The following is a 16916-nucleotide window of genomic DNA, read 5'->3' as shown; positions in this document are numbered from 1 at the left end:
TGGGTGCAACCGGGTTGCGACTGTTTTTCGTGCATCAGTTGCACCATCGTCGCGCCCACTGGCATCAAGTGTTGCGGCCGATTCGCTCAGCGCCCGATTCCGCCGTGGCTCGCATTAGGTATTACGTTTTTGCGCCCATTCAGAATGACGCACTATTTTAGTGCGCCAAAAATCGGCGTAGCGGTTTCGACGTCGTTTAAATGGGGCGCTACCGTGCGAAACACGCTAATACTCGGGTCGGATTTCAAAAAAATTTGCGCGCCAGCGCACGAAAAACGAGCGAAAGGCGCGATCCGGCACTTTATCTTTTGGGCGCAGCGCGAACCGGACGGCGAAAAAAAACGCGCCCTGGGGCGCGCTTCTTGTGAGGAGATATTTGCTCTTAGGCCGGCAAGCCCAAGCCGCGCGGCAGCGGAAAAGCGATGTTTTCCTCGATACCGTCGAGCGCGCGCACATTGCGCACGCCGAGTTCACGCAAGCGGGCGATCACCGCTTGCGCCAATACTTCCGGCGCCGATGCGCCGGCCGTCACGCCGATCCGGCGCTTGCCCTCGACCCAGACCGGGTCGATCTGGTCCGGCGAATCCACCATGTAGGCGGGCACCCCGAGCTTTTCGGCAAGTTCGCGCAGCCGGTTGGAGTTGGAACTGTTCGGGCTGCCGACCACGATCACGACGTCGCACTGCGGCGCCATGAACTTCACCGCGTCCTGGCGGTTTTGCGTGGCGTAGCAGATGTCCTGTTTCTTGGGCTCGCGGATCGACGGGTATTTGGCTTTCAATGCGCCGATGATTTCCGCTGCGTCGTCGACCGACAAAGTGGTTTGCGTGACGAACGCGATCCGCTCGGGATCGGCCAGTTGCAAAGCCTGCACATCTTCAATGTCCTCGACCAGATGCATGCCCTCGCCGGCCTGCCCCATCGTGCCTTCCACCTCGGGGTGGCCCTTGTGGCCGATCATGACGATGTCGAAGCCGTCCTGGCGCATCTTCGCGACCTCGATATGCACCTTGGTCACGAGCGGACAGGTGGCGTCGTAGACACGCAGCCCGCGCGACTCGGCTTCCGAACGCACGGCCTTGGAGACGCCGTGCGCGCTGAAAATGACCGTATTGCCGGCCGGCACCTCTTCGAGCCGCTCGATGAAGATCGCGCCCTTCTTGCGCAGATCCTCGACGACGTAGGCGTTGTGGACGATTTCGTGGCGTACATAGATCGGCGAGCCGTGCAGCTTGATGGCCCGCTCCACGATCTCGATCGCCCGATCGACGCCGGCACAGAACCCGCGCGGCTGCGCCAGCAGGATCTCGGTTTCGGCAAGAGTCGTATCCGTGATGCTCATGTTCACAAAATCCCGATGATTTTCACTTCAAACGCCAGCGCCTGGCCGGCAAGCGGGTGGTTGAAATCGAACAGGGCCGACGTTTCGCCGACTTCCTTCAGAACGCCGGCGTAACGGCCGCCGCCCGGCGCGTTGAATTCGACCAGGTCGCCTGGCGAAAAATCCTCGCCGATCATGCTGTTTTCGCGCAGCGTGGCCAGCGAGACGCGCTGAATCAGTTCGGGATTGCGGGGACCGAACGCCTGAGCTGGCGCTAGCTGAAAGGTCGAATGGTGGCCCACCTTCAAACCTAGCAGAATATCTTCCAGCGGCGGCGCCAATTGACCCGCACCGAGCAGAAGCGTGGCGGGTTTGTCGGTAAACGTATTGATGACTTCGGCGCCATCGGCAAGGGAAAGCCGGTAATGAAGCGTCACGTGGGAACCGGGCTTCACTTCGGAAATGTCGATGATGCTCATGCAATGCTCGCTCTGTCGAAGCGCGCTGCACGCGTGCGCCGCGGGCGCAGGCGACGCGTGTGGCAAACCATCGGGGTGCCGTGCGCAAAGCGCTTATTGTAAGCCACATAGCGTGCAGCGGCTTGCGGCCGTCGCGCGCACCGCGAGGTGCCAGCGGCGTCGCCCGCCGCGCCGAACCCGAAACCGGAGGACTCTATTTATATGGCCGATCACGCCTGCACGATTGATAAAACGACGCTGGAATCGGCCTCGCCGGAGCCGGACGCTCGTGTGTGTTCACCGGAGTCCGCCGCGCGCTCGTCGCCGGCGCTCCTGCGAGGCAAATGGCACAAGAACGACATGCCGCGCGAGCGGCTGATCGAGCAAGGGCCTGGCGTGCTATCGGATACGGAAATGATCGTACTGGTGCTGGGTGCGGGCTTGCCGGGCCACGACGTATTCAGCGTCGCGGGTGCCTTGCTCGACCGGTTCGGCTCGCTGCGTGCGATGCTCGACGCGACGTATGCGGACTTCGACGGCCTGCGCGGCATCGGGCCTGCGAAAAAAGCGCAATTACTCGCCATCATGGAAATGGCGCGGCGCTCGCTGGTCGATAAAATGCGCAAGCGCTCGCTGATGAACTCGCCCGAAGCCGTGGAAAACTACCTGCGGCTGCTGATCGGCGGTCGGCAACAGGAAGTTTTCGTGTCGCTCTTTCTCGACGCCCGGCATCGGCTGATTCGTTGCGAGGAAAGCGCGCAGGGCACGCTTACGCGCATGGCGGTATATCCGCGCGAGATCGTGCGACGGGCGCTGAATCTGAATGCCGCCAGCCTGATCGTCGCGCATAATCACCCGTCCGGCGCGGTTCAGCCGAGCGCGAGCGACTGCAGCCTGACGCACACGCTGCGCGACGCCCTTGCGTTGATCGACGTGCAACTGGTCGATCATCTGGTGATCGGCGCGGATAGCACCTACTCGTTCGCCCGCGCCGGCTGGCCGTGACACGGCCTGAGCGCGGATCGGAAAGGCGTTGCGCCGTATGCGGAGTCCAAATAAGGTTTGATTTTGCGGCTTTTTTTCTGCTAGAATTCCGGTTTGCCTATTTCCAACCCCCTGTTCCGAAGCCACCAAGGCGTTCCAGAAAGGAAAAGCGACTGCGGTTTCAATAAACTTCAGCGCGGCTCTTTTCAGGAAACTTTCACGGCGTTCGAACTCAGAATTAGCGTATTAGGAGTGCTCTCATGGCACGCGTATGCCAAGTAACTGGGAAAGCGCCGATGAGCGGCAACAACGTTTCCCACGCGAATAACAAAACCAAGCGCCGGTTCCTGCCGAACCTGCAAAACCGCCGCATTTGGGTGGAAAGCGAAAACCGTTGGGTGCGTCTGCGCGTTTCGAACGCTGGCCTGCGCCTGATCGACAAGAACGGTATCGACGCTGTGCTCGCAGACCTGCGCGCACGCGGTGAAGCCTAAGGAGTAAATCATGGCGAAAGGCGCACGCGACAAGATCAAGCTGGAATCGACCGCAGGCACGGGTCACTTCTACACGACGACGAAGAACAAACGCAACATGCCGGAAAAGATGCTGATCAAGAAATTTGATCCGGTCATCCGTAAGCACGTTGACTACAAGGAAACCAAGATCAAGTAAGCCTTGGTTCCTGCCTGACGAAGACAAAGACATGCAAAAAGCCTCGCATTCGTGCGGGGCTTTTTTGTTTTTGGCACGCCGTCGCATTGCGCGGTGCTTACCCGTTCATCGAGCCCTCTCATCTCTCAAGACGGTCCTATCCTGTTCGGCCAGCTTTCCCTAGTCCGTCGCGGCGCGTATCCTTTCTCGTTTTAGCGGCGAGCAAATGGCGCGCCGTCACGGCAAAACGAAAGACGGAGATGTGGGCATGGAATTCGATGTGGCGATTGTCGGTAGCGGCTTGGCCGGGTTGAGCGTCGCGCTCAATCTCGCTCAAACCCGGCGGGTTGCGGTGGTCGCCAAGCGATCGATGACCGAAGGCGCGAGTGACTGGGCGCAAGGCGGCATTGCCGCGGTTCTGGATTCGGCGGACAGCATCGAAAACCATGTGCGCGATACGCTGATCGCCGGCGGCGGCCTGTGCGACGAAGCCGCGACCCGCTTCATCGTCGAGCACGGGCGTGCCGCGATCGAATGGCTGATCGGGCAAGGCGTACCCTTCACCAAGGACGACGCCGCCGAACTCGGCTTTCATCTGACGCGTGAGGGCGGCCATAGCCATCGCCGGATCATTCATGCCGCGGACGCAACCGGCCACGCCGTGGTCGCCACGCTCAGCGAGCGTGTGCGCCGTCATCCGAACATCACGCTCCTCGAAGATCATTACGCGATCGACCTGATAACGTCGGACCGGCTCGGCTTGCCGGGGCGCCGTTGCCACGGCTTGTACGCACTCGATCTGCAGAGCGGCCGCACCGTCACGATTGAAGCGCCGCACACGGTGCTCGCCACCGGCGGCGCCGGCAAGGTCTACCTTTACACCACCAACCCCGATACGGCGACCGGCGACGGCATTGCGATGGCATGGCGAGCCGGCTGCCGCGTGGCGAACATGGAGTTCATCCAGTTCCACCCCACCTGCCTCTTCCATCCATACGCGAAGTCGTTCCTGATCTCCGAGGCGGTGCGCGGCGAAGGCGGCATCCTGAAGCTGCCGGACGGCACGCGCTTCATGCCGAACCACGACGAACGCGCCGAACTCGCGCCGCGCGACATCGTCGCGCGCGCGATCGATTTCGAGATCAAGAAGCGCGGCATCGATTGCGTGTATCTCGACATCAGCCATCAACCGCCTGAATTCTTGCGTGAACATTTTCCAACGATCCTGGCACGCTGCCTGGAGTTCGGCATCGACATCACCAAAGAGCCCATTCCCGTCGTGCCGGCCGCGCACTACACCTGCGGCGGCGTGGTGACCGATTTGGCGGGGCGCACCGATCTGGCGGGCCTCTACGCGGTTGGTGAAACCTCGTGCACCGGCCTTCACGGCGCAAACCGGCTTGCCAGCAATTCGCTGCTCGAATGCCTCGTGATCGGACGCTCCGCCGCGCAGGCCATCGAGGAAGAAGGCTTCTGTGCAGCCGTCCACGCGCCGCTGCCGGACTGGGACGAAAGCCGCGTATCGGATCCGGACGAGGAGGTCGTGGTCGCGCACAATTGGGACGAACTGCGCCGGCTGATGTGGAATTACGTCGGCATCGTGCGTACCGACAAACGGCTCGCGCGAGCCCGGCATCGGCTTGCGCTGCTGCGCGACGAGATCCACGAGTACTACGCGAACTTCAAGGTAAGCCGCGATCTGCTCGAACTGCGCAATCTGGTCGACGTGGCGTCGCTGATCGTCGACGGCGCACGTTCGCGGCGCGAGAGCCGCGGCCTGCACTTCAGCCGTGATTGGCCCGCGACCTTGCCGAAAGCGCTGCCGACGGTTCTCTCGCCGGAACACGTGCGCAACCGCAACGTGTGATCGATGCGAGCCCGAAATGAAAAGGCCACCGCTGGTTTTAACCGGCGACGGCCTTTTATCGGTGGATACGGTCGCTTCGGCGACGCGCGTTAGACAATCCGCATCGAGTAATCCGTTGCGTGGACGTCTTTCGTCAGCGCACCGATCGACACACGATCGACGCCCGTTTCGGCGATCGTCCGCACCGTCTCGAAGTTCACGCCGCCCGAGACTTCCAGCACCGCTCTGCCCGCCGTAATGCGGACCGCTTCGCGCATCGCATCGAACGAAAAATTGTCCAGCAGAATGGATTGCGCACGATGGGCCAGCGCGGTTTCGAGTTGCTCGATCGTCTCGACTTCTATCTGGATCGACACACCCGCATTCAGAGCGAGCGCCGCATCCATCGCCGCGCCGACACCGCCCGCCGCGGCGATGTGGTTTTCCTTGATAAGAATGCCGTCGTACAGCGCGAGCCGTTGATTCGCGCCGCCGCCGACGCGCACAGCGTATTTCTGCGCGAGCCGCAAGCCCGGCAAAGTCTTGCGCGTATCGAGAATGCGCGTTCGCGTATGCGCGATCGCGTCCACATAGCGGCGCGTTACGCTCGCCACACCTGAGAGCAGTTGAAGGAAGTTCAGCGCGTTACGTTCAGCGGTCAACAATGCACGCACCGGACCGCGCAGTTCGCAAACCGTGCTGTCCGACATCATGCGATCGCCCTCGCGATACCGCCACCGCACCTCGATCCGTGGATCGACCTCGTGCATCACCGCGTTGAACCAGGGCACGCCGCACAGCACCGCATCCTCGCGCACAATAATGCGCGCATCGCGCACTTCGTCTGCGGGAACAAGGCGACCGGTCTGGTCGCCGGCGCCAACGTCTTCGATCAACGCATCGGCAACATTGCGAGCCAACGCAGCATCGAACGCGGCACCGTACTGGGCGTGAATGTCAGCGAACAGCGGCGACACCGCATCGGTCGGATTGCGCTCCATCGCCCCCATTACGCTGCTCCCACGTTCGAATAAAGTTGTGCGTCCCGCGCGAGATCGCCGCTTGCCTGCACGCGTTTCTTGTGACGCGCCGCGAAATCCAGCATCCGGTCGATCGGCAGACGCGCCCGCTCGCCAATCGCACGGTCGACGAAAATTTCGTTATGACCGCGCTCGAGCACCTCGGCCAGGTTCGCGAGGCCGTTCATGGCCATCCAGGGACAATGCGCGCAACTCTTGCACGTTGCGCTGTTGCCCGCCGTCGGCGCGGCAATCAAGACCTTGCCCGGCGCGGCGAGCTGCATCTTGTGCAGAATGCCGAGATCGGTTGCCACGATGAAATGCGTCGCGTCGAGCTTTTGAGCGGCGTCGATCAGTTGCGTGGTCGAACCGACCACGTCCGCTTGCGCGACTACATTAGCCGGCGACTCCGGATGCACCAGCACTTTCGCGCCCGGATATTCAGCGCGCAGCAGATCCAGTTCGATGCCCTTGAATTCATCGTGAACGAGACAGGAGCCCTGCCACAACAGCATGTCGGCACCGGTTTTGTTCTGGATATAGCTGCCGAGGTGCCGATCCGGCGCCCAAATGATCTTTTCGCCACGCGCATGCAGATCGGCGACGATCTCCAATCCGATCGACGACGTCACCATCCAGTCCGCGCGCGCCTTGACCGCCGCGCTTGTGTTCGCATACACGACCACCGTGCGATTCGGGTGCGCGTCGCAGAACGCCGAGAATTCATCCACCGGACAACCGAGATCGAGCGAACACGTCGCGTCGAGATCCGGCATCAGAATGCGCTTGTCCGGGCTGAGGATTTTGGCGGTCTCGCCCATGAAGCGCACGCCCGCGACCACCAGCGTTTGTGCCTCGTGATCACGGCCGAAGCGCGCCATTTCGAGCGAATCGGCCACGCAGCCGCCGGTTTCGTCGGCAAGTTCCTGCAGTTCCGCGTCAACGTAGTAATGGGCGACGAGCACGGCTTTCTCGCGCTCGAGCAATGCGCGAATGCGCGCCTTCAACGCCACCTTCTGTTCCGCCGACGGCATGTCGGGCACCTTCGCCCACGCCTGCCCGATTCCGCAGGTAGTGCCCTGCGCCTGTGGCCGGTCGTATTCGACGGTCCTGATCGCCTGCTGATCCATGATCTCCTCTGCCCTCGCTCTGCCGCTGCGGACTGTCAATCGTACGTCGTTGCGGTTTCCGCAGCCCAAAAAGCAAAACCCCGCCAACGCGGGGTTTTGTGACGTAACGAAATTTTAATGGATTTCGGGATCAAGCATAGCGACGCAGACGCATGGCGAATTCTTGCAGCGCTTTAATGCCGCTTTGTTCAGCGCGATGACACCAGTCTTGCAACTGCACCAGCAATTGGTCGCGCGACGCATTCGAGCGCTCCCACATTGCCGCAAGTTCGTTGCGCATGTCGATGTACGTCTTGAGCTTCTGGCTACTCGCGAAGATTTGCGGCAACTGACGCTTCTGCGGTTCGTCTAGACCGGCTTCTTCCTTGTGGAACCAGCTACGCGCACCGCGCATCAACTGGTATTTCTCACGCGCACCCACTTCCTTCAGATGCGCCAGTTCCTGACGATAAGCGCGCTTGAGCGCCTTGCCGTAACGCGCCATCACTTCATAGCGATTTGCCAGCACGGCTTGCAGGGTATCCTGGTCGAGCACCATTTTGCCGGTGGTCAGACGCGGCGTAGGCGCGATCTTCTTCACCTTAGCGAGGCGAAACGCCGACATGATGCGGATGTACATCCAGCCGATATCGAACTCGTACCACTTGTTCGAGAGCTTGGCCGAGGTCGCATACGTATGGTGATTGTTATGCAGTTCCTCACCGCCGATGATGATGCCCCACGGAAAGATGTTGGTGCTGGCATCCGAGGAGTTGAAATTGCGGTAGCCCCAGAAGTGCGCGAGACCGTTGACCACGCCAGCTGCCCAGAACGGGATCCACACCATCTGCACGGCCCAGATCGTCAGCCCGACAACGCCGAACAGTCCGACGTTCAGCACCATCATCAGGCTCACGCCGAGAATCGGGTACTTCGTGTACACGTTGCGCTCCATCCAGTCGTTCGGCGTGCCGTGACTGAACTTGCGCATCGTTTCTTCGTTCTTCGCTTCAGTGCGGTACAACTCCGCGCCTTCGAGCAGCACCTTCCAGATGCCGCGCGTTTGCGGGCTGTGCGGATCTTCTTCGGTCTCGCACTTGGCGTGGTGCTTACGGTGAATCGCGGCCCACTGGCCGGTCAGCATGCCCGTGGTCATCCACAGCCAGAAGCGGAAAAAATGACTGACGACCGGATGCAACTCCAGCGCGCGGTGCGCCTGGCAGCGATGCAGATAGACCGTCACGCCAATGATCGTGATGTGCGTCACGACGAGTGTGTACACCACGAGTTGCCACCAGGAAAAGCGCAGCAGACCGTGGGCAAGGAAATCAAGCAAGGAATTCAACAAGGCAATTTACCTGTGGAACGAGAGACACGAGGCACACGCAAAGTTACGCGTGTCAAGAAAGTGAAAGCATACAGCGGGATTGGACGACATTCTACTGGAAGCGTTCCAAGTGTTTGTAACAAATAGGGATTTTTTGCGCCGCATCAACGGGTCGTGGCGCGCCGCCGTGTTCTTCAAGACAGGTTAGCGCGCGCAAATTCCCCGTTCAACCGGCCTTGTCGGCCTGGTTGGCAGCAGGAGCGGTTATTGTTACCGGTCGCGACAACGTGTCGCCGACGTTGCCGACAATCCGCACTTCGCGTTGCGCATAAGGGATCGAGATGCCGTGTTCCGAAAAGAGCCGCCAGATGTTCCGGTTGACGGCCGAGCGCACGGCGGACGTACCGGTTGCTGCGTCCTCGATCCAGAAACCCAGTTCGAGATTGATGCCGTCTGCACCGAAGCCTGCCAGATAAGGCGTGGGCGCCGGCTCCTGCAGCACTCGTGCAACGCCTTCCGCGGCTTGGGCCAGCAGCGTCATGGCGTGCTCGACGTCAGATGTATAAGCGACCTGCACGGCGGCTTTCGCATACCCGCGCGTCAGATAGGACGACTGGTTCTGCACCACGTCTGTAATGAGCTTCTCGTTTGGAATCAGCGTTTCGATGCCGTCCAGTCCGCGCACCACCGTGTAACGCGTGCGGATCTGCGTGACCATGCCTTGCAGGCCGGTCACGTTGATCGTGTCGCCGATCCGCAGCGACCGGTCGATCAGAATGATGAAGCCCGACACATAGTTGCTGGCGATCTTCTGCAGCCCGAACCCCAAGCCGACGCCGAGCGCGCCGCCGAACACGCCCAGCACCGTGATGTCGATGCCGACCAGTGACAGGCTGATCAGCACTGCCGCCAGCACGAACGCCGCGCGGCCGACCCGCGCCACCACCACCTTCAGATTGGCGTCAAGCGTTTTCGCGCGCATCAGGCGGTCTTCGAACGCGGCGCCGAGCCACATCGCGACGATCATCGTCACGCACACCCACAGCAGGCCCGTGGTGAGCGAAAGCAGCGTCAGGTGCGCGTTGGCGACGCGAAACTTCACGCTGGCCATCCACGCGATCACGTCGTCCTGAATGCCCATCACGGTGAGCGCCATCGCGATCCAGACGACCAGCGAAACGATCTTTTCGACCAGAAAGAGCCACGCATGCGTTTCGCCGTCGTGGCTAAAGACCCGCCGCGCGAAGAAAAACACGATGTAGATAAAGCCGATGCCGAAAAGCGGCACCAAAGCCAGATCCAGCAGCGACGTATGCATGAACTGGGCGGTGATCGCCCGCGCGAGCCACACGAGCGCCGCGCCGGTCAGCGGAAAAAACGCGCGATTCAGGCTTTCCGCGCCGAAGCGCAGCGTCTGGTAGCGCGTTTGCCGGCGCAGATCGAGCGTTCTGCGCAACAGACGCGCGAGCAGCCACGCCACGGCGAGCGTCGCCAGCAGCACGCCGACTTGCCACAGCATCACCGGCTCGCCGAAATCGCGCGCGAGGTCGCCGAACATATGAGAAAAAATGCGGTTTTGCATGATGTTCACGAATTCGCCGGCGCGCCGGATTCAGGAGACGAACCCGTGCGCGCCGGCATAAAGCGCCTTCCGGCTTAGCTCTGGCGTTCGAGCACGGCGGCGAAGAAGCCGTCGGTTGCGTGGCGGTGCGGCCAAAGCGACAGGTAATCGCCCATTTCCATGTCGATGCGCTGCTCGGCCAGCACGTCACGTGCGGGCACGAGCGCGAAATCGGGGTGATCAGCGAGGAATTGCTGCACGACCGCTTCGTTTTCGGCTTCGAGGATCGAGCAGGTCGCGTAGACGAGCCGGCCGCCCTTCTTCACCAGACGCGCCGCGCTCGCCAGAATCGACGCCTGCTTCGGCGCCAGTTCCGCGACCGACTCCGGCGACTGGCGCCACTTCAGATCCGGATTGCGGCGCAGCGTGCCCAGGCCGCTGCACGGCGCGTCGACCAGCACACGGTCGATCTTGCCGGCAAGACGCTTGATCTTGGCGTCGTGCTCGCTGTCGATCAACACCGGATTCACGTTCGACAAGCCGCTGCGCGCGAGGCGCGGCTTGAGCTTGGCAAGCCGCCGCTCCGAAATGTCGAACGCATAAAGGCGCCCGGTGGAGCGCATCGCCGCGCCGAGCGCCAGCGTCTTGCCGCCCGCGCCCGCGCAGAAGTCGACGATCATTTCACCGCGTTTGGGCGCGACCAGCGAGCAGAGCAACTGGCTGCCTTCGTCCTGCACTTCGACCCAGCCGTGTTGAAAGGCGTCCAGCTTGGTGAGCGGCGGCTTGCCGACCACCCGCACGCCGAACGGCGCGAACGGCGTGGCGCCGCCCTCGATACCGGCTTTCGAGAGCGCGTTCAGCACGTCGTCGCGGCTCGCCTTGATCGGGTTTGCGCGCAGGTCCAGCGGCGCCGGGTAATTCAGCGCTGCGGCCAGCTGCGCCAGTTCCGCGGCCTCGAAGCGCTTCGAAAGCGCCTGATAGATCCAGTCGGGCAGATTCAGGCGAATCCGCAGCGGCAGGCTCTCCGGGTCGATCATCGCGACGTGTTCGAGCCATTTGGACTCGGCATCGGACACGAACGGCTTGAGCGCCGTGCGGCCCGCCGTCTGCATGAGTCCCAGCAAGGCCATGCGGCGCGCCGGACTGCCCGCGCCGCTCTCGGCCAGATGAGCGAATTCCATGCGCCGGCGCAGCACCGCGAACACCGCCTCGGCGATCACGCCGCGCTCGCCGTGTCCGAGCTTCGGATGAGCGCGGAAAAAGCGGCTGGTGGTGGCGTCAGCCGGGCCATTTAGTTTTAGGACTTCGGCCAGCAAAGTCTCAGTTTGTCCAATCAAAAAACCATGCAATCTCATGCGCCCTCTCCGGCGGTGTGACCGGCAAAGAGCCATTGCGGCTCCGGCGGCGTAAGCGTGACACGCAAGCCGTCGAGAGCAAGACGCCCTTCGACGAACCAGCGCACCGCGCGTGGATAAATAATGTGTTCGGTTGCCAGCACGCGTTCGGCGAGCATGGCGGGCGTGTCGCCGGCCTGCACCGGAACCGCCGCCTGCGCGACGATCGGCCCGTGATCCAGCTGCGACGTGACGAAATGCACCGACGCGCCGTGCAGCCGCACGCCCGCGTCGAGCGCCTGTTGATGCGTTTTCAGCCCCGGAAAACTCGGCAGCAGCGACGGATGCACGTTCAGCATGCGCCCGGCGTAATGGTCGACGAAACCGGGTGTAAGCACGCGCATGAAGCCGGCAAGTATGACCAGATCCGGCGAGAAACTGTCGATGAGTTCCGCCAGCGCGGCGTCGAAGCGCTCGCGATCGGGGAACTGGCGGTGGTCGACCACGGCCGTGGCAATGCCATGCGACGCCGCGAACGCAAGGCCCGCTGCGTCAGGACGGTTGGCAATCACGGCGGCGACTTGCGCTGGCCAGGCTTCGTTCGAGCAGGCTCGAACGATCGCTTCCATGTTGCTGCCCCGCCCGGAAATCAGGATGACGAGTTTTTTCATCCGCGGATTTTATCATTCGGGGCCACGGAATCCGCGAGGCGCCGCCGTCTCAAGCGCCGAACGTTTATAATCGTTTGTTTTGCGGCACCCCGGCCGCCTATCCCCAACCCGCTATCGTGAGAGTCTTCCGCGGTCTTCCCAATGCTGAAAGCCGTGCGCCTTGCGCACTGACCATCGGCAACTTCGACGGTGTCCACCGCGGCCATCAGGCTTTGCTCGCCCACGTGCGGGCCGCGGCCGACGCGCGCGGCCTGCCCGTCTGCGTGATGACCTTCGAGCCTCACCCGCGCGAGTTCTTCAACCCGGCCGGCGCGCCGCCGCGCATCGCCATGCTGCGCGACAAGCTCGAGGCGCTGCGCACCAACGGCGTCGATCGCGTGGTGGTCGAGCATTTCAATCACACGTTCGCGAGCCAGTCGCCGGATGCGTTCGTGGAACGGATCATCGTCAACGGGCTGCACGCGCGCTGGGTGATGATCGGCGACGACTTCCGCTACGGCGCGAAGCGCGCCGGCGACTTCGAGTCGCTCAGGGCCGCGGGGCAGCAGTACGGTTTCGAGGTCGAGCAAATGGCGACGGTGGCCGATCCGTCCGGCGCGCGCATTTCCAGCTCGGGCGTGCGCGCCGCGCTGGTGGCGGGCGACCTCGATTCGGCGCGCGCCGCGCTGGGCCGCGATTATCTGATCAGCGGCCACGTCGTGCACGGCATGAAGCTCGGCCGCGATCTCGGCTTCCCCACGCTCAACCTGCCGATTGCGCATAAGCGTCCGGCGCTCGCCGGCATTTTCATCGTGCGCGTGCATGGCGTGACGGACGAACCGCTGCCGGGTGTCGCGAGTCTCGGCCTGCGTCCCACCGTCTCCGATTCCGGGCGCGTGCTGCTCGAAGTGCACCTGCTCGATTGGCACGGCGACGCGTATGGCAAACTCGTGCGCGTCGAATTCCTGAAAAAGCTGCGCGACGAGGAGAAGTACGTCGACCTCGAAACGCTGACCGCCGCAATCGCGCGCGACGTCGCCAACGCGCGCGCGTGGTTCGCAGCCGTCGGCGCCGGCACGCCGGGCAGCCGTTCCACCGGTTTCGCCACCTCGGCCACCGACCGAATTAGATAACCGCCGCGGTACGCGCGAGCGCCGCCGGCGCCGCGCGTACCCTCGCCGCGCGCATCGAAGGGCGTCCGTGGATCACGGCACATGCCTGCCGGGCGCGCCCAACGCCCTCGCGCATCGAGCGCAAACCGCGCACGCTGCGCATAGAAAGAATTCACCGCGACCTCATCATGAGCAACAAGAAAGCCGATTCGAAACCGCAGTCACGCTATCCGGTCAACCTGCTCGACACGCCGTTCCCGATGCGTGGCGATTTGCCCAAGCGCGAGCCGCAATGGGTCAAGGAATGGCAGGAACGCAAGGTCTACGAGAAGATCCGCGCCGCCTCCAAAGGCCGCAAGAAATTCATCCTGCACGACGGCCCGCCGTATGCGAACGGCGACATCCACCTCGGCCACGCGGTGAACAAGATCCTCAAGGACATGATCGTCAAGGCGCGCAACATGGCCGGCTTCGACGCGGTCTACGTGCCGGGTTGGGACTGCCACGGCATGCCGATCGAAATCCAGATCGAAAAGCAGTTCGGCAAATCGCTGCCGGCCGCCGAGGTGATGCAGAAGGCCCGCACCTACGCGACCGAGCAGATCGAAAAGCAGAAGGCCGGCTTCCGGCGTCTCGGCGTGCTCGGCGACTGGGACAATCCGTACAAGACCATGAACTTCGCGAACGAAGCCGGCGAAATCCGCGCGCTCGCGAAGATCATCGAAAAGGGTTATGTGTTCCGCGGCCTGAAACCGGTGAACTGGTGCTTCGATTGCGGCTCGGCGTTGGCCGAAGCGGAAGTCGAGTACAAGGACAAGACCGACCCCACCATCGACGTGCTGTTCAGCTTCGCCGAGCCGGAAAAAACGGCGCAAGCCTTCGGTTTGAACGCGCTGCCGCGCAACGAAGGCGGCATCGTGATCTGGACCACCACGCCGTGGACCATCCCCGCCAACCAGGCGTTGAATCTGCATCCGGAAATCGTCTACGCGCTGGTCGATACGCCGCGCGGCCTGCTGATCCTGGCCGCGGAGCGCGTCGAAGCCTGCCTGCAGCTATACGGCTTGCAAGGCTCGATCGTCGCCACCGCGCCCGGTGCGAAGCTCGCGAACCTGCGCTTCAATCATCCGCTCGCGTCCGCGCATCCCGGCTACAAGCGCACGGCGCCGGTCTATCTCGGCGAGTATGTGACGACCGAAACGGGCACGGGCATCGTGCACTCGTCGCCGGCCTACGGCGTGGAAGACTTCGTGTCGTGCAAGGCGCACGGCATGGCCGATTCGGACATCATCAATCCGGTAATGGGCGACGGCCGTTACATCGAATCGCTCGCGCTGTTCGGCGGCCTGTCGATCTGGGCGGCCAATCCGCAGATCGTCGAAGCGCTGCAGGCGGCCGGCTCGCTGCTGCGCACCGAGAAATACACGCACAGCTACATGCACTGCTGGCGCCACAAGACGCCGATCATCTACCGCGCGACGTCGCAGTGGTTCGCCGGCATGGACGTCAAGCCGAACGACACCGACAAGACGCTGCGCGAAACCGCGCTCGAAGGCATCGAGAACACGGCGTTCTACCCGTCGTGGGGCAAGCAGCGTCTGTTCAGCATGATCGCGAATCGCCCGGACTGGACGCTGTCGCGTCAGCGTCAATGGGGCGTGCCAATGGCGTTCTTCGTGCACAAGGAAACCGGCGCACTGCATCCGCGCACGCTGGAGTTGCTCGAAGAAGTCGCGCAACGCGTCGAGAAAGCCGGCATCGAAGCGTGGCAAACGCTCGATCCGCGCGAACTGCTCGGCGACGACGCCAACATGTACGAAAAGAACCGCGACACGCTCGACGTGTGGTTCGATTCGGGCACCACGCACTGGCACGTGCTGCGCGGCTCGCACAAGGACGAACTGCAATTCCCCGCCGATCTGTATCTGGAAGGCTCGGACCAGCACCGCGGCTGGTTCCATTCGTCGCTGCTCACCGCCTCGATGCTCGACGGACGCCCGCCGTACAACGCGCTGCTCACGCACGGTTTCACCGTCGACGGCGAAGGCCGCAAGATGAGCAAGTCGCTCGGCAACGGCATCGACCCGCATGATGTGGCGAACCGGCTCGGCGCGGAAATCATCCGGCTGTGGATTGCGTCGACCGATTATTCGGGCGAACTGGCCATCTCCGAGGAAATCCTGAAGCGCGTGACGGAAAGCTATCGCCGCATCCGCAACACGCTGCGCTTCCTGCTCGCGAACCTGTCGGACTTCGACTTCGCGCAACACGCGCGTCCGCTCGAAGACTGGCTCGAGATCGATCGCTATGCGGTGGCGCTGGCGGCGAATCTGCAGAACGACATCCTCTCGCACTACGACAAGTACGAGTTTCACCCGGTGGTCGCCAAGCTGCAGACGTTCTGCTCGGAAGACCTCGGCGGCTTCTATCTGGACGTGCTGAAAGACCGCCTGTACACCACGGCGGCGGATTCCGTCGCGCGCCGCTCGGCACAAACCGCGCTGTATCACATCGCGCACGGTCTGCTGCGTCTGATGGCGCCGTTCCTGTCGTTCACCGCCGAGGAGGCGTGGAAGATCTTCTCGCCGAACAGCGAAACGATCTTCACGGAAACCTACCACGCGTTCCCGCCCGTGCCGGACGCCGGCGCGCTGCTCGACAAATGGACGCTGCTGCGCGCCGCGCGCGGCGACGTCACGAAGGCGCTCGAGGAAGCGCGCGTGGCGAACCTGATCGGTTCGTCGCTGCAGGCGGAAGTGGAAATCCGCGCGAGCGGCGCGCGTTACGATGCGCTCGCAAGCCTCGGAGACGACCTGAAGTTCGTGCTGATCACGTCGGCGGCGAACGTAGTCAAGGTTGACAGCGAAGCCGAGGAAAGCGTCGACGTGATCGCCTCGGCATACCTGAAGTGCGAACGCTGCTGGCATTACCGCGCGGAAGTCGGCGCGAACGCCGAGCACCCCACGCTGTGCGGGCGCTGCTTCAGCAATCTGTTCGGCAACGGTGAAACGAGGAGCGCGGCATAATGGCACGAAGCCTGTCGAAATCGTCGTCCGCAAGCGGTTCGCTCGCACCGTGGCTCGGCGTCGCGCTGATCGTGATCCTGTTCGATCAGCTGACGAAAATCGCGGTCCAGAAGGTGTTCGCCTACGGCGTCGCGCACGAGGTCACGTCGTTTTTCAACCTGATCCTCGTGTACAACCGCGGCGCCGCCTTCAGCTTCCTCGCGATGGCGGGCGGCTGGCAGCGCTGGGCGTTCACCGCGCTCGGCGTGGTCGCGGCGCTCGTGATCTGCTATCTACTCAAGCGCCACGGCGCGCAAAAGCTGTTCTGCACGGCGCTCTCGCTGATTCTCGGCGGCGCGCTCGGCAACGTGATCGACCGGATTGCGTACGGCCATGTGATCGACTTCCTCGATTTCCATGTGCGCACCTGGCACTGGCCGGCATTCAACCTCGCCGACAGCGCGATCACGATCGGCGCGGCGCTGCTCGTGATCGACGAGTTGCGCCGGGTGCGCGGTTCGCGGTAACGCCGCGTCGGT

15 protein-coding genes are annotated in these 16916 nt (G+C 62.8%); 7 read left to right on the top strand and 8 right to left on the bottom strand.

All coding sequences use genetic code 11. The features are described from left to right. Positions 1-382 precede the first annotated feature (382 nt). Together ispH and BUE39_RS02300 are read right to left on the bottom strand one after the other, a co-directional pair. Entirely contained in the window at positions 383-1342 is a 960-nt protein-coding gene (gene ispH / locus BUE39_RS02305) for a 4-hydroxy-3-methylbut-2-enyl diphosphate reductase (RefSeq protein WP_073427041.1), read from the bottom strand. Positions 1343-1344: 2 nt separating this feature from the next. Continuing rightward, complete coding sequence (locus BUE39_RS02300) at positions 1345-1800, bottom strand: FKBP-type peptidyl-prolyl cis-trans isomerase (protein ID WP_073427040.1); 456 nt, start codon at positions 1798-1800, stop codon at positions 1345-1347. 201 nt (positions 1801-2001) lie between these two features. Between BUE39_RS02300 and radC the strand changes: the two genes are divergently transcribed. From radC to nadB, 4 genes are all read left to right on the top strand, one after another. Then, positions 2002-2784, top strand: a complete 783-nt coding sequence (gene radC / locus BUE39_RS02295) for a RadC family protein (protein ID WP_073427039.1) — start codon at positions 2002-2004, stop codon at positions 2782-2784. Positions 2785-3023: 239 nt separating this feature from the next. Next, entirely contained in the window at positions 3024-3257 is a 234-nt protein-coding gene (gene rpmB, locus BUE39_RS02290; RefSeq protein ID WP_007180631.1) for a 50S ribosomal protein L28, read from the top strand. 10 nt (positions 3258-3267) lie between these two features. Further along, positions 3268-3435 (top strand): 50S ribosomal protein L33, encoded by a 168-nt coding sequence (gene rpmG, locus BUE39_RS02285; RefSeq protein ID WP_008919555.1) that lies wholly within the window; start codon positions 3268-3270, stop codon positions 3433-3435. Positions 3436-3682: 247 nt separating this feature from the next. Next, positions 3683-5281 (top strand): L-aspartate oxidase, encoded by a 1599-nt coding sequence (gene nadB, locus BUE39_RS02280; RefSeq protein ID WP_073427038.1) that lies wholly within the window; start codon positions 3683-3685, stop codon positions 5279-5281. Between the two features lie 89 nt (positions 5282-5370). On the opposite strand, the gene nadC is transcribed toward nadB, so the two are convergent. The 6 genes from nadC to purN all read right to left on the bottom strand — a co-directional run bounded on the left by nadC (position 5371) and on the right by purN (position 12281). Further along, positions 5371-6270, bottom strand: a complete 900-nt coding sequence (nadC, locus tag BUE39_RS02275; RefSeq protein WP_073427037.1) for a carboxylating nicotinate-nucleotide diphosphorylase — start codon at positions 6268-6270, stop codon at positions 5371-5373. Further along, positions 6270-7409 carry a quinolinate synthase NadA gene (gene nadA, locus BUE39_RS02270; RefSeq protein WP_073427036.1) on the bottom strand — a complete coding sequence of 380 codons (1140 nt, stop codon included), beginning with the start codon at positions 7407-7409 and terminating at the stop codon, positions 6270-6272. Before nadA ends, nadC begins: the two co-directional genes overlap by 1 nt. 130 nt (positions 7410-7539) lie before the next feature. Next, positions 7540-8736 (bottom strand): DesA family fatty acid desaturase, encoded by a 1197-nt coding sequence (locus BUE39_RS02265; protein ID WP_073427035.1) that lies wholly within the window; start codon positions 8734-8736, stop codon positions 7540-7542. A 205-nt stretch (positions 8737-8941) separates the two neighbouring features. Next, positions 8942-10297 carry a mechanosensitive ion channel family protein gene (locus BUE39_RS02260; RefSeq protein ID WP_073427225.1) on the bottom strand — a complete coding sequence of 452 codons (1356 nt, stop codon included), beginning with the start codon at positions 10295-10297 and terminating at the stop codon, positions 8942-8944. Between the two features lie 74 nt (positions 10298-10371). Further along, positions 10372-11631 (bottom strand): RsmB/NOP family class I SAM-dependent RNA methyltransferase, encoded by a 1260-nt coding sequence (locus tag BUE39_RS02255; RefSeq protein WP_073427034.1) that lies wholly within the window; start codon positions 11629-11631, stop codon positions 10372-10374. After that, the gene (gene purN / locus BUE39_RS02250; protein ID WP_073427033.1) at positions 11628-12281 is read right to left on the bottom strand and encodes a phosphoribosylglycinamide formyltransferase; all 654 of its coding nucleotides are present in this window, start codon (positions 12279-12281) and stop codon (positions 11628-11630) included. The genes BUE39_RS02255 and purN overlap by 4 nt, the downstream gene beginning before the upstream one ends. 116 nt (positions 12282-12397) lie before the next feature. Here purN and BUE39_RS02245 point away from each other — a divergent pair, with 116 nt between their 5' ends. From BUE39_RS02245 to lspA, 3 genes are all read left to right on the top strand, one after another. Beyond that, a complete protein-coding gene (locus BUE39_RS02245) occupies positions 12398-13393 on the top strand; it encodes a bifunctional riboflavin kinase/FAD synthetase (protein WP_073427032.1) in 996 nt (331 codons plus the stop codon). Positions 13394-13560: 167 nt separating this feature from the next. Further along, complete coding sequence (gene ileS, locus BUE39_RS02240; protein WP_073427031.1) at positions 13561-16398, top strand: isoleucine--tRNA ligase; 2838 nt, start codon at positions 13561-13563, stop codon at positions 16396-16398. Further along, positions 16398-16904, top strand: a complete 507-nt coding sequence (lspA, locus tag BUE39_RS02235; RefSeq protein WP_073427030.1) for a signal peptidase II — start codon at positions 16398-16400, stop codon at positions 16902-16904. The genes ileS and lspA overlap by 1 nt, the downstream gene beginning before the upstream one ends. Positions 16905-16916: the final 12 nt, after the last annotated feature.

The sequence above is a fragment of the Paraburkholderia terricola genome (assembly GCF_900142195.1).
GTDB classification, from domain to species: domain Bacteria; phylum Pseudomonadota; class Gammaproteobacteria; order Burkholderiales; family Burkholderiaceae; genus Paraburkholderia; species Paraburkholderia terricola.
Note: the sequence above shows the minus strand (reverse complement) of the source record. Positions and strands in the feature narration are given on the sequence as shown.